Raw genomic sequence first — 19865 nt, forward strand, 5'->3', positions numbered from 1 at the left:
GGCAGGGCCAACCCCGGAATACCACCTGTGATCCAGATATTGGCATGAATTCATGGAAGGCAAGACCCTGAAACCTGATCTCCGCGTGCCCGAACAGAAAACGGCCAGTCTGTCGTTCTGTGACACAACGCCCAAGGCCTTCCGGGCCTGGATAGACCAGCTTCCGATGGCCAATATTGGTGAGGTATCGCGGCAGCTCTACCATGCCATTATCGAACTGAACCACCTTTTCCTGGCACCCCAGCAGCGCATGCAGTTCCTGGAGCTTATCCGGGAAAAAATTCATTTTGTTTGCAACGAACTCTCCCGGCACTATCTGGGGCTGGCCGTGGCGCTCCCCGAAAAGCAACGGAAAATCGCCAACCTGTCCCAGGCACTCCAGTTACACCTGGCCGGTGGTTACAAGCTGTGCGTTCTGGAGTTTATTGATAACGGTGGCCTCGACAAAAACCGGAGGCAGATCGCCACTGCGGTGCATCGGGCCATTTCCGAGCTGTCAGCGACTATCCTCAGATCACATCAGCTCTACTGCCCCAGCCCGGCGCAAAGCTGGCTGGAATGTCACCGGTTGTTCCGGTTTGCCCACCGCAACAAGCTCTCGATCGTTCAGGTGGACGACGACACACTGCAGCATCGTCGCTCCAGCTCGGTTGGTGACAGCTACAAGCGCATACTGCTGCTCGGCTGTGCACGCCCCAATCAACTCCGTCAGGCTGAACTCCTGCAGGTTTATGAACTGTTCGAGTCCTGGACCGACCACACCCGGTGCGGACCAGACATCGAAGACGACAGTCTGTTTGTGGTCAACATGGAGCGGGACAACCCTCCGTTCTACCGGAGCCTGCTCGAGCAAAAGCCCGGGGATGAAAGCTTTGGCTTCGACACCCGGGAACTGTCGGCGATGCTCTCTGACACGCTTCACGCCCGTCGTGAACACAGAGAAACCGGCCATGAACTAAGGGTGCCGGCAAAGGTGAGCGATACCCTGCTTACCCATCTCAGTCAGGCCCTGGGCATTCTTGCCAAACGGAACTTCAACCGCATCGCCAGTCAGGGTTCTCTGGAAGTCTGCGTCGGTCTGACCGCAGCCCACTACTTCATTGCCGGCGAGAAAACCTTCACAGAGTTTGTGAACGGCAACGATAACGGCCATCACGAGGAAGAGAACCTGTTCGTACGCTCCTCCCGCCAGAAACAGGATGCCTGGTCGGGCGCCCACGATGCAGGCCCCAGCGACGAAAGACTCCACGCTGCCGATACGCCAATCAACTTCAAGGGTTCCTATGGCAACTCGCAGGCGCCCTCGACGGACAGGAATCGGCCGAGATCCCATCACTCCCTGTTGATCAACACCAGCCCCGGCGGTTACTGCGTCGCCTGGGAGAGCAATGTCCCCCCCTCACTGCAGGCCGGCGAGGTACTGGGCGTGCGTGAGCAAAGCTCGCACCCCTGGAGTGTGGCGGTGGTCAGATGGATTCGCCAGATCAAGAATCAGGGCACCCAGGTTGGCATTGAACTGTTGGCGCCCAGCGCTTCACCTTGTGGCGTTCGCCTGATCCAGAAAGTAGGCAACAGCAGTGAGTACCTGCGCGGGTTGCTGTTACCGGAAATCAGCGTGGTGAACCAATCCGCCACCCTCATAACCCCGCGCCTGCCGTTCCAGTCCGGAAGCCGGATCTCTCTGCTACATGATGGCCGGGAGGACCAAGGTCAGCTGTCCCGCAAGGTGTCTTCAACTGGCAGCATAAGCCAGTTCGAGCTCAAGCTGCAGAACGCAGCGACACTGAATACCGGCACGCCTCCGGCTTCATCAGGAGCCAGCGAGGATGAATTCGACTCGCTGTGGCCATCACTGTAGGCTCGCCAAACTGAGACACCGGAAGCCGGTGGAGGGTTGTTATTGATCCGCAACCCCTGCATCATTCAGCGTTAATGAATGAACCGTGTATCACGAGACACCCTTCGAATGCAGAAAAAGAACGCGACCGTACACCTGCTGATTCTTGACCCATCCCAGAATGATGCCGAATCACTGGTCAGCCTGCTGCGTAACTCCGGCAAGGCCACCCGAGCCCATAGAATCACCTCCGAAGAAGATCTGGAAGAAACCCTGAAAGCGGGCAACTGGGATCTGCTTCTGGCCCGCGATCTGGATCAGGAATTCTCGGCCGATGATGCCCTGGCCATGATCCGCCGGATGGACAAGGACATTCCGTTCATCCTGCTGACAGAGCAGGAAAGCCGGGAACGTACAGTGGGAATGATGAAGGCTGGCGCACAGGGAACGGTACCTTTCGAGTACACGGACCTGATTGTTCTGACGGTCAATCGGGAACTGGCAGCCCTTGACGAGCGGCGCCGGCGCCGCGTCCTGGAGTCCCACCTTCGTGAGGCAGAGCAGCGCTGCCAACTTCTCCTTGAGAGCTCCAAAGACGCGATCGCCTACATCAATGATGGCATGCATATCTATGCCAACCAGTCTTACATGGAATTCCTCGGGTACGAGGATATCGACGATCTCATCTGCATTCCGGTACTGGACACGCTGACCCCTGAAAGCCAGGACAAGTACAAGGAGTTCATGAAGTCCTTTGCCGAAAAAGGCGAAGACGGAATGACCATGAACTGCACCGCCCGACGCAGTGACGACCATGAACTGAATGTCACCATGTCGGTGTCAGCAGCAACCTACGATGGCGAGTCCTGCACGCAGATTGTGCTGCAACCGGAACACAGCGATGCGGAACTGGAAGAGAAGCTTCGCCAGATCAGCAGCCAGGATCTTCTCACTGGCCTGTACAACCGCCAGTATCTGATGGACGCACTGGCCGAAGCCATCGCCCATGCGGGCAAAAACAATGAAACCGGCGCCCTTGCCTACATCGCGCTCGACAACTTCATGAGCATGAAGGGCCAGGTGGGCATTTCCGGTGCGGATCTGCTGCTGGGCGATCTCGCCAACCTGCTCAAAGAGCTGGCTGGTGAGGACCTAACCCTGGCAAGGCTGAGCGACGATGCATTCAGTCTTCTCTGCCAGCCCTGTGATGAAACAACCATGGCGGAGCACGCCGAGCGCATACGGAAGGCGGTTGAAGACCATCTGTTTGATATCAATGGCCGCACCGTCCAACTGACTGTGAGCATTGGCGTTGCAGCGATTACCGAGAATTCGCCCAAGGCGGAAGAACTGATGGCACGGGCTCATACCGCCTCCGCGGAAGTCCGAAAGCTCGAAGGCCATGCCCAGGGCAACGGCGTGGTGGTTTATAACCCGGCAGACTTTGAAGCACTGGATGAAAGCAATTCGGTGGAAGCGATTCAGAAAGCCCTGGAAGAAAACCGCTTCCGGCTTCTGTTCCAGCCCATCATCAATCTGCGCGGTGAAGGAGAGGAACACTACGAAGCCTTCGTGCGCATGCTCGACAAAGACGACACGGAAGTATCGCCCTATGACTTCCTGCCACCAACGGGTCCGAGCGATACCGCGATCAAGATCGACCGCTGGGTCATCCTGCAGACCATCAAGCAGCTCTCCAGCCATCGGTCACGGGGTCATGACACACGCCTGTTCCTTAACGTGACAGCGGAAACCCTGCAGGACAAAACATTTACACCCTGGCTGAGCGTTGCCCTGAAAGCCGCGCGTCTGCCGGGCGATTCGCTCATTTTCCAGATTCGGGAAGGCGATGCGAACAACTACATGAAGCAGGCCAAAGAATTTACCAAGGCCGTCCATGAGCTGCACTGCAAGGTATCGATAGCCCAGTTTGGCTGCGCCCTTAACCCGTTCAATACCCTCAAGCACATCGATACGGACTATGTGAAGATTGATGGCTCCTTCACGGAGGAAATCCAGAAGAGTGACGAGGCCAAGGAACAGGTAAAGGAAATGGTCAAGAGCCTGCAGTCCAACGGCAAGCTAACCATCATTCCGCTGGTGGAGAACGCCGGGGTTCTTGCCACTCTGTGGCAGGCCGGCGTGAACTATATCCAGGGCTACTATCTGCAAGCTCCGGTACCCGAAATGAACTACGACTTCGGCGACAACTGAGCCTGAACGGCTCAGAAGTCGGCGTTTTCGAGGCTCTGATTGGTTTCGCTCTCCCGGAAGCCAATCAGGTAAAGGATCGCATCCAGCCCGAGCGTGGAAATCGCATGCCTCGCTGACTCCTTGACCAGCGGCTTGGCACGGAACGCCACACCCAGCCCCGCCTGGCTCAGCATAGGAAGGTCATTGGCACCGTCGCCTACTGCAATCACCTGTTCCCGCGAGATGTGCTCTTTTTCAGCAATTTCCAGCAGCAACTCCGCTTTCCGCTGGCCATCGACAATCTGCCCGGATACCCGGCCGGTCACCTTACCATTCTCAATTTCGAGCTCGTTGGCGTAGATGTAATCGATGCCAAGTTTGCTCTGCAAATGGCGCGCAAAGTAGGTAAAGCCACCCGAGAGAATGGCCGTGCGGTAGCCCAGGGCCTTGAGGCTGCGAATCAGGTGTTCCGCCCCTTCGGTCATTCGCAGCCGGGAGGCGATACTCTCGAGCACGCTCTCGTCCAGGCCTTTCAAAAGCGCCAGACGCTCCGCAAAACTCTGACTGAAATCCAGCTCGCCCTGCATGGCCCTTTCGGTGATTTCCGCTACCTGCGCTCCCACTCCGGCTTCCGTCGCCAACTCATCGATCACTTCGGCTTCAATCAGGGTGGAGTCCATATCAAAAACCACCAGCCGCCGATTGCGACGGAAAATGGAATCCTCCTGGAAAGCGATATCCACATTCATTTCGCCGGCAATGTGAAGGAAATCCGCACGCAGTTGCTCAAGATCTGAAGGTGTGCCCCGCACCGAAAACTCGACACAGGCGATCCGGTTGTCGGAAGCGTTCAACGAGGGCCTGGCAGACAGCCGGGAAATGTTATCGATGTTCAGTCCGTGGCGGGCCGTGATGGCGGAAACCCGGGCAATCTGCTCGGCTTTTATATCACGGGCCAGTAGGGTCACGATGTAACAGGCCCGATTCCTTGCCGCAGCCCATGACTGATATTCCTCCACGGTGATCGGCGCAAAACGGACCTGCAGATCCAGGGCATGAAGCCGGAACAGGAGATCCCGGATCACCGGTGAGGATTTGGATTCGTCCGGAATCTCGATCAGGATGCCCCAGGTGAGATGGTCGTGTATAACCGCCTGGCCAATATCCAGAATCCGCACATCGTAGCGCCCCATGATGCCGGTGATTTCCGACGTCAGGCCAGGCTTGTCTCGTCCGGAGACATTAATCAATACCAGTTCACTCACTGTCGGAACCCTCACTCTCAGAGCCCGCCTCTTCCTGCGCCCGGGCAGCGGAAGGAATCACGTCTATGCCATCAACCCGTTGCAGCCCCCTGGGCAGCTTGTGGCCACGACGACCCCGCTCCCCCAGGTAGTGCTCGAGGTCACTGAACTGCAGCCCCATCTTGCGCTTGCCAGCCCGGATCTCCAGTTGGTCGTCCTCGGCAAATACAGCCACTGCCACCACATACTCCTCACGGTTCTGGACGCGGGCAGAGGGAATGCTGATGATCTTGTTCCCCTTACCCTTCGCCAGTTCGGGCAATTCGCTCAGCGGGAACACCAGCATCCGACCCTCGTTGGACACCGCCCCCAGATACAGCGTTTTCTCTGTGGTCGGTATGACCACCGGTGCCATGATTTTCGCCCCCCTGGGAACACTGACCACCGCCTTGCCGTTTCGGTTCTTGCTGATCATGTCATTCAGCGATGTAACGAACCCGTAGCCGCCGTCGGTAACCAGCAGCGCCTTGCGGGACGGATCGCCCATCAAAAGGCCCGAGAAACTCGCACCGGAGGGCGGGTTGATCCGCCCGGTCAGCGGCTCACCCTGACCTCTGGCAGATGGCAGACTGTGGGACATCAGAGAATAGGCGCGGCCGGTGGAATCCAGGAAAATGGCCTGTTGGTTATTGCGCCCCCGGGCCGCCAGGGAGAATCGGTCGCCGGCTTTATAGCTCAGGCCTTCCGGCTCAATGTCGTGGCCCTTGGCCGCGCGCACCCAGCCCTTTTCAGACAGCACAACGGTAACAGGATCATTGGAGACCAGGTCCACCTCGCTGAATGCGCGGGCCTCCTCACGTTCGACAATCGGGGAACGGCGGTCATCGCCAAAGGTTTCGGCATCCGCTTGCAACTCGCTCTTGATCAGCTCCCGCAGGCGATCTTCGGACCCCAGAATGGACTGCAGTTCATCACGCTCGGCCGACAGTTCATCCTGTTCGCCACGAATTTTCATTTCCTCGAGTTTCGCCAGGTGGCGCAGTTTCAATTCGAGGATGGCTTCGGCCTGGTCTGCGGACAATCCAAAGCGGGCCATCAGCTCGGCCTTGGGCTTGTCCTCGGTACGGATGATTTCGATGACTTCATCGATATTGAGATAGGCAATCAGGAGACCTTCAAGGATGTGCAGGCGGGCAAGAACCTTGTCCAGGCGATGCTGGAGCCTGCGAATAACAGTCGTACGCCGGAAGGTCAGCCATTCCGTGAGTATCTGGTGCAAACCCTTGACGCCGGGCCGGCCGTCATTGCCGATCACATTGATATTGACCCGATAGGTCTTCTCAAGATCCGTACTGGCGAACAGGTGCGCCATCAGGCCATCAAGATCCACACGGTTGGAGCGCGGCACGATCACCAGGCGGGTGGGGTTTTCGTGATCGGATTCGTCACGAAGGTCAGCCACCATGGGCAATTTCTTGGTCTGCATCTGATGGGCAATCTGCTCCAGGACCCGGTTTCCTGACACCTGGTGCGGTAGATCCGTTACCACAATCTCACCGCTCTCCCGGATCCAGCGGGCCCGCATCCGCAGCGATCCTCGGCCGGTTTCATACATCTGCCGAATATCCTTCCGGGGAGTAATAATCTCTGCCTCGGTAGGGAAATCGGGGCCTTTGATATGTTCACAGAGCTCGTCAACGGTTGACTCCGGGTGGTCGAGCAACCGGATGCAGGCGGCGGTAACTTCACGGACGTTGTGCGGCGGGATGTCCGTGGCCATACCAACGGCAATACCGGTTGTGCCGTTCAGGAGCACATGAGGCAGCCTGGCAGGCAGCACCGAAGGCTCTTCCATGGTGCCATCGAAGTTGGGCACCCATTCCACCGTGCCCTGGCCAAGTTCACCCAGAAGCACTTCCGCAAAAGGCGCCAGGCGCGATTCGGTGTACCGCATGGCAGCGAAGGATTTGGGATCGTCCGGCGAGCCCCAGTTACCCTGCCCGTCAACCAGCGGGTAGCGGTAGGAAAAAGGCTGCGCCATCAGGACCATGGCTTCATAACAGGCACTGTCGCCATGGGGATGGAACTTACCAAGGACGTCACCCACGGTACGGGCAGATTTCTTGTACTTGGAAGTGGATTTCAGCCCCAGCTCGGACATGGCATAGACGATCCGCCGCTGAACCGGTTTCAGGCCATCGCCGACATTGGGAAGCGCCCGGTCAAGAATGACGTACATGGAATAATCGAGATAGGCCTTTTCCGTGTAATCCCGGAGCGAAACCCGCTCGAAGCCTTCGTCCGTTGTCTGAAACTCTGGCATGGATGCCTCTTTGATTGCCTGTGTTGCCTGATTGAAATAATGTCGGTGATCCTACTCCCTGCGCCCGGATTAATCACCGGTTAACAGGAGCGCACATTATATGGAGCACGGCGCCGATACACCAACAACCTGCGGATTTATTGGCCAAATCCGGCCACTTGACCCACAGATACCTGATTCCAATAGCGGAATTCCCGCATGGAGAGTCTGTAAGGTGATCCGTATGCTCCACCGCAGTGAATAGAAGACCGTTTTAATTCTCTGACAAGCGGAACACTATGAAACCCAACATCAAAGCCTGCGGGCAAGCCATGGTCACGGCTATGGTAAACGCGGTTCTGGCAGTGGCACTGATGCTCCTCGTGGAGTTTGCAATCAGCGGCAGCTTCCAGGTTCCCAAGCCCTACCTCTGGGCGGGCTTGCTGATCTGGCTGGTCATATTCGCTGGACAGTTCTGGCGCCAACGGCACCTTTGCAAGTCCTGCGAGTCTCCCCGGCAATCACCCGATCCCTCCCGATAACCCGCCCGGCTCCCGGTATGCAGACCGCTTATTTGACCGGGAGCAATTGCTCTACTGTTTCTCAAAACAATCCTCGTCCTGCTGCTATGCTTGCCAGTAAGCCAACTGTGCAACACGGGAGAGACGCATGGACCTTGGTAAGCGCCTGGGACTTCGGGTAAAGATCGCTCTGCCTTTTATCATCACGGCCGTCGCTTTGATCGTTATCGGCCTGTTCGCTGTCAGCACCGTCCGCAATCTGGTCTCCGATACCGACAACATTGCCGACACCTACCTGCCATCGGTCAGCGAAATTCTCAATGGCGACCGGGACCTCTATCAGGCCATGGTAGCCCAGATGGCCTATGTCGATGCCAGATCCAACAACGAAGACGTTGAGGGCTACCTGGCCAGCTTCGACGAAAATGCCGAACAGGCCCGGGACCGCTTCACGCAGGCCGTTGAGAGACTCCAGGGTACCGGGGTGTCTGAGGTTGCCCGGGGTTTCAACTCAGCCTTTGAGCGCTGGCTAAGCTCCGCCCGGCAGGTACTGGCGCTGGCCGAGGCTGGCAATCCGGAGCAGGCGCGGTCGCTGGCAGCCCGTGAAACCAACAGCCTTTTCGACAATCTGAGAAATTACTTTGACGAGGTCGGTGCCCACGCCGATGCCCAGGCTCAGGTTCGTGCCGGCGAGGCGTCGTCCGAAGGCCAGAGCAGTTCGATCACGATCCTACTGATAACGGCCGTCGCTATCCTGATCAGCGTCCTGCTGTTCGCAGTGTTCCTGAAGATGATCATCGGTTCGGTCAAGGCGCTCAGGGATCAACTGGACAATATCGCCCAGGGAGAAGGCGACCTGACCCAGCGAATCCCGATAGATCTGGATGATGATCTTGGCAAACTGGCCAAGAGTTTTAATCGGGTGCTGGAAAACCTCCAGTCAATGATTGGCTCTATCCAACAGCTGACCCGGGAGCTGGGAACAGGCGCCAACGATCTTGCCCGTGCCGCCAAGGATAACAACGACGGAGTGACACGCCAGACCGATTCCATCTCCATGGTCGCCACCGCGATCAACGAAATGCAGAGCGCAATTGAGGAAGTGGCCGGCAATGCGTCGAGAGCTGCCGAGATCACCAGGGAGGCCGAAGAAAAAGGCAAGAATGGCGCCCGCATCATCCGCAGCTCCTCTGAGCAGGTGCACCGGCTGGCAGCCCAGATATCCAAAGCAGTGGAAGTGATCCGCAAGCTGTCTGACGATTCCGACAACATCGCATCCGTTCTGGATGTGATAAGGGGCATCGCAGAGCAAACCAACCTGCTGGCACTGAATGCAGCTATCGAAGCGGCGCGCGCCGGCGAACAGGGACGGGGTTTTGCGGTTGTAGCCGATGAAGTCAGAACCCTGGCGCAACGGACAGGGCAATCGACAGAAGATATTCAGACCATGATAACGACGTTGCAGACTGGCGTTGCCGACATTGTCTCGGTGATGGAAACGGGCAGCAAAGAGGCAACTGAAACCGAAAAGCTGGCCACTGACGCAGAGTTGGAGCTCAAAGCCATTCTGGAGGCCATGGCAAACATCGCAGATGTGAACACCAGCGTTGCCTCAGCCACTGAAGAACAGACCCAGGTAGTGGACGAGATCAACCGGAGCATCACCGAGATCAATGATCTGGCCACCGAAAGCGCCAATCGGTCCAGGGATATTGACGGGATCAGTGAGTCCCTTGAGGGCTACGCACGGGAGCTGGAACGTCAGACAGGCAGATTCCGGGTCTAGCCCCGGAATCTGACAGTGGCAGGGTCAGCCAGTTTTACTGCCGGATACCCTCGACAGAGATAATGATTTCGACAGTCTCAGAGGCCTTTCCGAGGTCCATCGGGATGCCAAAGTCTTTCAGGCGAAGCTCGGTCTCGGCCTCAAAGCCCATCCGGTAGCCACCCCAGGGGTCCTCGCCGTGTCCCAGCATCTCGGCGTCGAGCGTGACTTCTTTGGTTACTCCCCTGAGAGTAAGATCACCAATGATGTCGGCCTCACCCTCTTCGTCCACAACCACTCGCTTGCTTTTGAAGGTTGCCTGCGAAAACTCGTCGACATAAAGAAAGTCTTCGCTGCGCAGGTGCTTGTCACGCTCAGCGTGATTGGAGTCCACGCTGCTGGTATCAATTGTCACGTTAACCGTACTGTTTTCCGGGTTTTCCGCGTCGTAGACGAACTCACCGTCAAAATCGTTGAAACGCCCGTACAGCCAGCTGTAACCAAGGTGTGAGATCTTGAAAGTAACAAACTGGTGAGCGCCCTTGGTATCAAACGCGTAGGTACCACTGTGCTCGTTGGCATGAGCTACACCGGCGATTGCCATCGACATGGCAGAGGCGAGCAGAACTTTTTTCATGGTTATCTCCCTTATTTAACGAATGCCCGACTCCCGGGCGTTACACGAATTGCAAACAAACGGCAGACGCATTATTTGCCTAACATACGCCACAATGTCCTGTCGCGATCAAGCAAGTGGTGCTTGAAGGCGCCCGCCGCATGAATCACAGCGAGACCAACGATGGCCCAGGTCGACCAGTAGTGAACCACTCCGGCAGTATCCTCCATCCCCTTTATCCGGCCGGTCACCGATGGCACCTCAAACCAGCCGAAAACGCTGATTGAAGAGCCATCCGCAGTCGATATCAGGTAACCGCTCACCATGGCCACGAAAATCAGCACATACAGAAGAAAGTGCGCCAGGTGAGCGCTGCGAACTTCCCATCGTTTATGATTCGATAGCGGCGCGGGCGAAACATTCACACCTCGCCAGGCCACCCGGAAAACCATCACCACAAAAAGAAGAATACCGATACTGCGATGAATGTCCGGAGCCCTGCGATACCAGTCGTCGTAGTAGGACAGGTCCACCATCCAGTAGCCAAGCCCGAAAAGCCCGAAAACAGCTGCCGCAACAAGCCAGTGGATAATCATCGCCACAAGACCGTAGCCGCTTGGAGTGTTCCTGATTTTCATGGTGAGAAGTTACCCCATTCCCTGGTTCAAACAGTGGCGACCAGTCTAGAAAGTCAGCCCCGTGAAGAAAATCAAAATCTTTTGCTGCCGTACATCAGAAATTCTGACTATCCGCACAGGCTTTTGCCTTTGGTCGTATACGGGTTCTACGGATTGATCAAAATTATAGCAACGATACACTTTGCCCATACTTGAATGCCCCGTCTGGGGCCTCATTGACCGAGAGGACAGGACATGGAACTCGAATTCGACGAAAGCGTGGTTGTACCCAGCAATAACTGATTCTCTGGCGGTCCGCCCGGACCGCTGGGCCCCCTCCCCTGCTGTTCCAGACAGTGAAAGATACAAACCGTTTCCAGTTTCTACATGAAACAGTGGTAATAAACGCGTTTTTTTGGCAATCTTCCCTCCAACTATCAGTAACTTCGCGCTTTTTCACGCACTATCTGTACTGATAGAAGACAGTTCAGACGCCAGACTGGGGCGGCTGATGCGTTCGTTAAATCAACCAGAATCCTCTATGTCAAAACGCCTCCCTGAAAAGCTGACGGCTCCGGAAGTGGAACTGTTATCCCCCATGCTGAACAGGGAAGGCGACACATGGACTGCCGATTTTCGCGGGCTTACGCTCAGGACGGCGCTTCAGCCCATCTACAGTATCTCGCACAAGCGTATTGTCGGATACGAAGCGCTGATCCGGGCTTTTGATACCGACAACTCCGCAGTACTCCCGCTCCACCTGTTCCAGCTACCCGCCTCTGACGCCGAGAACCTGCTTCTGGATCGCCTCTGCCGCTACCTTCACATACGCAATTACAGTGGCATTCGGGATCAGTTGAACTGGCTCTTCCTGAACGTATCGCCGCAAGTGGTTACCAGCGGCAGTCAGGCGGATTCATTTTTCGGGCAGTTGCTTGCCAAAACCGGCCTCCCTCCGCACCGCATTGTGATGGAGATTGTTGAGCAGCCAACAGACGATGCAGAAAGGCTTCGTGAGACAGTCGCCTACTATAAAAAACTGGGCTGCCTCACGGCCATTGACGACTTCGGTGCGGGGCATTCCAATTTCGAGCGGATATGGAATCTGTCGCCGGATATTGTAAAGCTCGACCGGAAACTGTTGACTCGCGCCACGGATGATCACAAGGCCCGACAGATTTTGAACGGGATCGTGTCACTGCTGCACCAGTCCGGGTGTCTGGTGCTTCTGGAGGGAGTGGAAACCCGGGACCAGGCGATGATCGCCATCGATGCCGGCGTTGACTTCGTTCAGGGCTTTTATTTCCGCCGGCCGAGCACCGACCTCGATCAGTTGGCCCACGCGCCGGCGGATTTCGACCATCTGCTGCAGGAATACAAGACCCGCAACCAGGTGACCCTGGACCCGACACGGCAGCTGGTCGATTTCTTCAGTGGCTTTTTCGACCACGCCATCACGAAACTGCGCGCCGGACTCAGCATGCAACAGTCCTGCCTGGAGCTCTTGAACCACCCCGCCGTATCCCGCTGCTACCTGGTCGACGATAAGGGCGTCCAGATTGATGACACTCTGGTGTCCGACACAGGCACCCGAAGCATGGACCCCCGGTTCAGGCCACTTGAGAGCACCAGCAGCGCTGACTGGTACCGCCAGCAGTATCTTCGCCAGGCCCTGGCACAGCCAGAAAGCCTGCACGTTACAGCGCCCTACCTTTGCGTCACCGGCGCCTATATGTGCGTCACCCTCTCACTGGGCTACTATCAGAATGGAAAACTCCAGGTCCTGTGCTGCGATATTCTCGCCAATCCGGCTGAACAACCTTCATAGTCCGGGGCTGATGTCGTAAACCATGGCAATGACGACAACCGTCACCGCGCCAACAAACACATTCATCGGCAGGCCAACCCGCACAAAATCACTGAACCGGTAGCCACCGGGCCCGAAAACCATCATGTTGGTCTGGTAACCCAGGGGGGTGGCAAAACTCGCCGAAGCCGCCATCATAACGGCAATCACAAATGGCTCCGCTGGAACCCCCATGCTTGTGGTCATTGAGAGTACGATGGGCACAACCAGAACAGCCGCGGCATTGTTGGTGATCACTTCTGTCAGCACTGACACCGTCAGATAGACCAGCATGATGGTCAGCAACACATTGCCCTGGCTGAATTCCAGGATGCCTTCAGCGATAAAGCCCGCCGCACCGGTCTGCTCCAGCGCCGCACCCATGGCAAACGAAGCGGCAATCGTGAGAATGACCGGCACATCCACCGACTTCTGGGCCTGACCGACGGAACAGCAACCAGACAGAATCATTCCCGCCGCACCCAGCAAGGCCGCGTTGAGCATACTCAGAGTGCCACAGGCCGCCAGCCCCACAAGCACCAGCAAAATGCCCCACGACAGCCAGGCCCGGTCATGGCGGGGCGTTTCGGTTTCCAGATCATTGATCAGCAGGAAATCCTTGTTGTAGCGCTGACGGCTGACAAACGCCGGCCGCGCTTCCAGAAGCAATACGTCGCCGGGCTTTAGCCTGATGTTACCAAGGTTGCCGGAGACCCGCTCCCCGCCCCGGGCAACGGCCAGTACAACGGCGCCGTAACGGTCCCTGAAGCGTGCATCCCGGATGGTCAGGCCCAGCACATCAGACTGGGGCGACAATGCCGCCTCTACCAGGCGCCGTTCGGCGCGGTCCTTGCTGAGACTCGGCTCATCTTCATGGACCGAGGGGACGATGCCATTGATGCGCAGGAGGTCTGAAATCGCCTGGGTGTCACCGGCAAACACCAGCCGGTCGCCACCCCGAAGGCGCTCTTCAGAGGGTACCGCAGTGACTACGCTGCCATCCCGTTCGATCTCCACCAGATACAGCCGCTCTAACTCCCGAAGCCCCGCCTCACCCACGGTTTTCCCGACCAGGGGGCCATCGAACGACACCGCCACTTCCAGGGTAAATTCCCTCATGGAACCGAATTTCTGCTGATCCTTTCGGTCCGGCAGCATCCTGGGCATGACCAGCAGCAAGGCCGCCACACCGATAATTGCAACCGGCAGCCCGACGGCCGTGATGGAAAAAATGGAGAAGCCCGATTCACCGGTCAGTTGCTGGTACTGACCATTGATGACCAGATTGGTGCTGGTGCCGATCAGCGTAAGAGTTCCTCCGAGAATTGCCGAGTAACTCAGGGGAATCATCAGCTTGGAAGGCGAGATACCGATCTTGCGGGACCAGGCGTGAACTGCCGGAATCATGGTCGCCACAACCGGGGTATTATTGAGAAAACCGCTCAGCAAAGAGACCGGAAGCGCGATCCGGGCCTGGGCAGATCGAACGGTCCTGGGGTTGCGAAGCAGATGATGCACCAGCAGATCGACACCGCCGGAGTGGTGAATACCCGCTGCCACCACAAACATGGCGACGACGGTAATCAGCCCGCTGTTGCTGAATCCGGCAAGGGCCTGATCGGCCGAGACAATTCCGCTGGCACTGAGCACCACGAGCACACCCATCATGACCAGATGGGGCGCGAATCGTCCTGCACTCATCAGTAACAGCGCGGTGCCTGCCAGGCCCAGCGCAAACCAGCCTTGCCAGTCCATCAACGGTTCTTCCCGATCAGAAAACTGGCAGGATAACGAGTTTGCGCAAGACAGAGAAAGAATAAAGGATGCTTTTTATAGCACCACAGGGAATATCAAACCTCGATATCGGCCATATTACCGTAGGCCTCCAACCATGCTCTCCGGTCGGATGCGCGCTTCTTGCCGAGCAACATGTCCATCCGGCTGTCGGTGTCGTCGCCGTCCTCGATGGTCAACATCACCAGGCGACGGGTGTCCGGTGCCATGGTGGTTTCGCGCAGCTGCAGCGGGTTCATCTCACCCAGCCCTTTGAAGCGGGTAACCGAAATTTTGCCTTTACGCTTCTCGGCCGCAATACGGTCGATAATGCCCTGCTTTTCATGCTCATCCAGGGCATAAAAGGTTTCCTTCCCCAGATCCACCCGGTACAGCGGCGGCATGGCCACGAACACATGGCCGGCGGCAACCACAGGGCGGAAGTGTTTGACGAACAGTGCGCACAGCAGCGTGGCGATGTGAAGGCCATCAGAGTCCGCATCCGCAAGGATACAGACCTTGTTGTAGCGAAGGCCTTCCAACTGGTCAGAGCCCGGGTCAACGCCAATGGCAACCGCAATATCATGAACTTCCTGGGAGGCCAGGATCTCGCCGGAATCCACCTCCCAGGTGTTGAGGATCTTGCCCCGCAGCGGCATGACCGCCTGGAACTCACGGTCCCTGGCCTGTTTGGCAGAACCACCGGCCGAATCACCCTCAACCAGGAACAGCTCCGAACGGGCGGTATCGCCACCGGAACAGTCCGCCAGTTTTCCAGGCAGCGCCGGACCCGATGTTACCTTCTTGCGCGCCACCTTTTTACTCGCCCGCAGACGACGCTGGGCATTACTGATGAACAGCTCGGCCAGTGCCTCGGCGACATCCGTATGCTGGTTGAGCCAGAGGCTGAAGGCGTCCTTCACCACGCCGGAGATGAAGGCCGCCGCCTCCCGTGAAGACAGCCGCTCCTTGGTCTGTCCGGAGAACTGCGGCTCCTGCATCTTGAAAGACAGAACATAGGCGGCCCGCTCCCAGATATCTTCGGGCGAGAGCTTGACGCCACGGGGCAGCAGGTTGCGGAACTCACAGAACTCGCGCATGGCTTCCAGCAGGCCGGTGCGCAACCCGTTCACATGAGTCCCGCCCTGGGCCGTGGGAATCAGGTTCACGTAGCTCTCCATGATCGCTTCGCCGCCCTCGGGTAACCACTGGATGGCCCAGTCCACGGCTTCCTTGTTACCGGAGAAGCTGCCGGTGAACGGCTCCAGTGGCACCACTTCAATATCCGCCAGCGCGGTACGCAGATAATCCCGCAAACCATCTTCGTAGAACCACTCGTCCTTCTCGCCGGTCTTTTCCTGGAGGAACGTCACCGTAAGCCCCGGACACAGAACGGCTTTTGCCCTCAGGTTGTGGCGGAGCCGGCTGACAGAAAAGTTGGGACTGTCAAAGTAGCTCACGTCGGGCGTGAACTTGAGGCGGGTACCCGTGTTGCGCTTGCCAACGGTGTCGATCACTTCAAGCTCTGAAGCCTTTTCACCATTGGCAAACGTCATCCGGTGCAACTGGCCATCACGCTTGATGGTCACTTCCAGGTGAGTAGAGAGAGCGTTGACAACGGAAACACCAACACCGTGAAGACCACCGGAGAAGTTGTAGTTGCCCTGGGAAAACTTGCCGCCAGCGTGGAGACGGGTCAGGATCAGTTCAACACCAGGCAGGCCTTCTTCCTTGTGAAGGTCCACCGGCATGCCTCGGCCGTCATCCTCAACGCTCAGGGAACCGTCACTGTATAACACCACATCGATCCGCTTTGCGTGGCCCGCCAGCGCCTCATCTACACTGTTATCAATGACTTCCTGCGCCAGGTGATTAGGCCGACTGGTGTCTGTATACATCCCCGGACGCTTGCGCACCGGATCCAGGCCACTCAGTACTTCAATAGCATCGGCGTTATATTGTTGCTGGCTCATGGGCAGGAACTGACTCCGCGTTTGATAGGAAAAGCTGAGCCATAGCTTAGGGATTCGTGAAGAAAGATCAACGGTTGTTTTCGGCCCGGGTGATCTGGATATCATCCCAGCCGTCCGCGGTTACTGCGATAACTGCGCAGGGGGTGGTCAGGGCCTGCGTGACCATGGTTCCGGGGGCGGGTTCGGTCACGCTAACCACCAGTTCCAGGGTTCCGCGACGGATCTCTGAGGAGTCCAGCGTTACGCTGTAGCCCCCGGTAGGCTTCTGGCCAATGGCCGCCAGAACGACATGCTCTCTCTCAAAATCGATGTTTTTCAAAGACTCAAGGGAAAGGTTGCGCCCTGGCAGAGCATCCAGTTTCTCGACGTCTTCAACACTTGTCAGGTGAACATGGCCCGGAGCTGTGAGACCGCAATGCGCAGACTGGCTGATCTGTCGGGCCAGAGGCGCACCGTCAGCGGTTTCCGAGCGACTGCTCGCACATCCGGAAGCAAGAAACAGGGCTACCAGCAGGCAACAGGCGCGAACGTGTGTAGCCATCAACGATTGGTCTCCAGGGTTCTCACGGGTTCAGCGGTGGTGCTTCCGCGGTTTTTCAGACGATAACCCTCAAAGCCGATGCGCGGCAAACCCATGGACGAAATGGTCGGGCGCCGGAAGCTGGTGCTGAGAGTAACGCCGGTAATCCGTTCCTCACCAATAACAATCTTCTCGGGCAGCCCGTTTACCGGATATTCCGCGCAAGCCTCACCGCTTTCACAGATAAAGCCGTTATTATCCATGTCGGTTCCTGCCACCAGGAAGTACTCTCCGGGCTCTATATCATCGAACGAGAAGCCATAGCTCCCGTCACGGGCCGTTACCACGCGCTGTTCTATGGTTTCGCGGCTTTCGTCAGTACTTACCAGCAACACATAATGTCGGCCTGCATCCCGCTCATCGGGCAACTCGGTCAAATCTATGGATACCGGTACGTCGAGGGTGCGCACCTCACTCCCGGTGTTGTAGTCAATTTCAATACGCGTCTTATAGACCTGCCCTTCGGATACGCTGCCCCGGTTAACAGAAACCGAGACCGTTTCGGGCAGCTCGTTACCTGGCGTCAATTCGGGGTCGAGCGCAAGGAGATCCTGATCGAACCGAATATCGCTGACTTGAATATCCGAACCCTCTGGATACACGGTGAATTCGAGATCCGCGTCCAGCAAGGCCAGGTCAAAGTTGAGAACCGATGGCGAGGAAAGCAAGACCGAGCTCACAGTGCCCTCGAGCGCTGTATCGACAGCTTTCAGCGCATTAATCAGTCCGGCCCCGTACTCATTGGTATTGCCCACAACTTCCGTTAACGATCCATCAGCCAACCAGGCCCGGAAATTTTCGGGAGTCACGGATTCAGCGTTGGCGCCTTTCATCAGGGCATAAACCCCGGCAACATGGGGGGCCGCCATGGACGTACCTTGCAGGCCGGCATAGGAGCGAATGAACTCGCCACCCTCATCCGTTCCCCAGGTGCTGATGATCAGGTCGGCATTGCCATCCTGGTTTGCATCTCTGGTCGCATCGCCACCAGGCGCGACTAAATCTACGGATTCGCCGAAATTTGAGTAACCCGCCCGAACCTTGCCAGCGTCTACGGCACCCACGCCTATCACCCGTTGGAAAGCCGCAGGGTAGGTGGGTTCGTCGGTTCCCTGATTCCCAGCGGCAGCGACAACAAGCTTGCCATTGTCATCCGCACGGTTAATCGCTCCCTCAAGCACAAGACTGGGCCCGACGCCCCCCAGACTCAGGTTGATCACATTAATGCCGGATTCACCGGAGGCCCAGTTTATTGCGGCAACAAGATCATCCAGAGTGCCCGACCCATCACGCCCAAGCACCCTGACAGGCCAAAGCGTAACGTCCGGGGCAACCCCGTCCACGCCGGCAGAATTCCGTAGTGCGGCCACAATGCCGGCAACGTGGGTCCCATGGAAGTTACTGCTCTGAGGTTTGCCGTCCCCGGGATCGGCAGGATTCGAATCACGACCGGGTTCATCATCAATATCCAGTTCGCCAGAGACATAATCGAGAATTAGGTTTGCCTCCGGAACCACATTGGCATTGAGATCGAGATGCCAGTCTCCATAGGAAGAAGGCGTTGCTGTGAACAATCCGGTATCCATGACAGCAACGCCAACATCATTACCCAGTTCAGGGGCAGCCTGCCAGGCAATAGGCAGGCTGATAAGAGGCAGGTTCCACTGCAAGGAAGAGAGATCCCGGTCAAATTGAGCCCGGTAGATATAATTCGGCTCTGCAACCTGAACGCCGGGCTCCGACCGCAGCCCCGCGACCCAACGAAGCGTCTCAGCCCGCGGGCCAACGGAAGAAGCGGACGATTTTGAAGCCACGGAACCAAAGCGATTTCGTCGAACCAACCAGGCTCCCTGCCCCAGTGATGTCGCCGAGGAGGCCGACAAGGTTCCGGCAACGCCCTGCGGACTCATACTCCCCTGCTTTTCCGGGGACATCAGCACAATGGCTTCATCTGGCACAAACTCCGGCTGGCTGTATCGGGCATTCTGGATACTCGTGGCACCGGCGGCGGTGATGGAAAGCACGTACCGGAAAGGACCACCACTGGTCGTGCTGATGCTTATCTCTGCGGCCCCATCCTCGGGCACGCTTACCATCAAGGGCCTATCGCCGGTCCCGGAATCAGACACAACGCCACCGCCCTGCTCAACCGACAGGGTAATGTCCGGGGCCAGAAAACCCGAGTCCCTGAAAACCTGCACGGCAACGGTACTGCCCGCTGCAAGATCGGCGCGAAAAATGTCCTGCTCATCAGCCCAATACTGGAATACGAATTCACCGGTACCGGGGTGGATACCATTGGTATCGCTCAAATAACCGCCCAGAATGCCTGTTGAAGGCACCAATTGAGCGGAGCTGGAGGAATTGTTAGAGATCGCTTCACTGAGGCGACTGTCATCAGCCGTGTCCGAATCGACCCGCGTTCCGCTTTCGATTGTGATGGTGCCGCTCAGTCCGGGCTCCGGCGACTCCAGGCCGTCGCCTCCGCCACCTCCCCCGCAACCCGCAAGGAGAAACAATGTTGAAAAAACCGGGACCAATTTTGATGGTGTATCAGAAGTCATGGGTCAGGCCACTGGCTGCAGATCGATTTTATTT

Annotated in this window: 13 protein-coding genes; 5 read left to right on the plus strand and 8 right to left on the minus strand. The window is 57.3% G+C overall.

What is annotated here, in order from left to right:
• Positions 1–52 precede the first annotated feature (52 nt).
• Entirely contained in the window at positions 53–1858 is a 1806-nt protein-coding gene (locus ACESMK_RS05990; RefSeq protein WP_372996254.1) for a GTPase, read from the plus strand.
• Positions 1859–1966: 108 nt separating this feature from the next.
• Positions 1967–4051, plus strand: a complete 2085-nt coding sequence (locus ACESMK_RS05995; RefSeq protein ID WP_372996256.1) for an EAL domain-containing protein — start codon at positions 1967–1969, stop codon at positions 4049–4051.
• Between the two features lie 11 nt (positions 4052–4062).
• Here the strand turns inward: ACESMK_RS05995 and serB are convergent, their stop codons facing one another.
• Both serB and parC read right to left on the minus strand, forming a co-directional pair.
• The gene (serB, locus tag ACESMK_RS06000; RefSeq protein ID WP_372996258.1) at positions 4063–5295 is read right to left on the minus strand and encodes a phosphoserine phosphatase SerB; all 1233 of its coding nucleotides are present in this window, start codon (positions 5293–5295) and stop codon (positions 4063–4065) included.
• Entirely contained in the window at positions 5288–7597 is a 2310-nt protein-coding gene (gene parC / locus ACESMK_RS06005) for a DNA topoisomerase IV subunit A (protein WP_372996260.1), read from the minus strand. Before parC ends, serB begins: the two co-directional genes overlap by 8 nt.
• 278 nt (positions 7598–7875) lie before the next feature.
• Between parC and ACESMK_RS06010 the strand changes: the two genes are divergently transcribed.
• The gene (locus ACESMK_RS06010; RefSeq protein ID WP_372996262.1) at positions 7876–8118 is read left to right on the plus strand and encodes a hypothetical protein; all 243 of its coding nucleotides are present in this window, start codon (positions 7876–7878) and stop codon (positions 8116–8118) included.
• A 127-nt stretch (positions 8119–8245) separates the two neighbouring features.
• Positions 8246–9883: a methyl-accepting chemotaxis protein gene (locus tag ACESMK_RS06015; RefSeq protein ID WP_372996264.1), complete on the plus strand. Its 1638-nt coding sequence runs from the start codon at positions 8246–8248 to the stop codon at positions 9881–9883.
• 34 nt (positions 9884–9917) lie between these two features.
• On the opposite strand, the gene ACESMK_RS06020 is transcribed toward ACESMK_RS06015, so the two are convergent.
• Positions 9918–10499 (minus strand): YceI family protein, encoded by a 582-nt coding sequence (locus ACESMK_RS06020; RefSeq protein ID WP_372996266.1) that lies wholly within the window; start codon positions 10497–10499, stop codon positions 9918–9920.
• A gap of 71 nt (positions 10500–10570) precedes the next feature.
• Positions 10571–11116 carry a cytochrome b gene (locus tag ACESMK_RS06025; RefSeq protein ID WP_372996268.1) on the minus strand — a complete coding sequence of 182 codons (546 nt, stop codon included), beginning with the start codon at positions 11114–11116 and terminating at the stop codon, positions 10571–10573.
• 520 nt (positions 11117–11636) lie between these two features.
• Here ACESMK_RS06025 and ACESMK_RS06030 point away from each other — a divergent pair.
• Positions 11637–12923, plus strand: a complete 1287-nt coding sequence (locus tag ACESMK_RS06030; RefSeq protein ID WP_372996270.1) for an EAL domain-containing protein — start codon at positions 11637–11639, stop codon at positions 12921–12923.
• Here ACESMK_RS06030 and ACESMK_RS06035 read toward each other — a convergent pair.
• The 4 genes from ACESMK_RS06035 to ACESMK_RS06050 form a co-directional block, all read right to left on the minus strand.
• Positions 12918–14696: an SLC13 family permease gene (locus ACESMK_RS06035; protein ID WP_372996272.1), complete on the minus strand. Its 1779-nt coding sequence runs from the start codon at positions 14694–14696 to the stop codon at positions 12918–12920. The genes ACESMK_RS06030 and ACESMK_RS06035 overlap by 6 nt on opposite strands.
• 95 nt (positions 14697–14791) lie before the next feature.
• Entirely contained in the window at positions 14792–16687 is a 1896-nt protein-coding gene (parE, locus tag ACESMK_RS06040; RefSeq protein ID WP_372996274.1) for a DNA topoisomerase IV subunit B, read from the minus strand.
• Between the two features lie 67 nt (positions 16688–16754).
• Positions 16755–17228, minus strand: coding sequence for a protease complex subunit PrcB family protein (locus ACESMK_RS06045; protein ID WP_372996276.1), 474 nt, complete (start codon positions 17226–17228; stop codon positions 16755–16757).
• Entirely contained in the window at positions 17228–19579 is a 2352-nt protein-coding gene (locus tag ACESMK_RS06050) for a S8 family serine peptidase (RefSeq protein ID WP_372996278.1), read from the minus strand. The genes ACESMK_RS06045 and ACESMK_RS06050 overlap by 1 nt, the downstream gene beginning before the upstream one ends.
• Positions 19580–19865: the final 286 nt, after the last annotated feature.

Origin of the sequence: Marinobacter sp. (assembly GCF_041687235.1) — a bacterium.
Taxonomy (GTDB): Bacteria; Pseudomonadota; Gammaproteobacteria; order Pseudomonadales; family Oleiphilaceae; genus Marinobacter.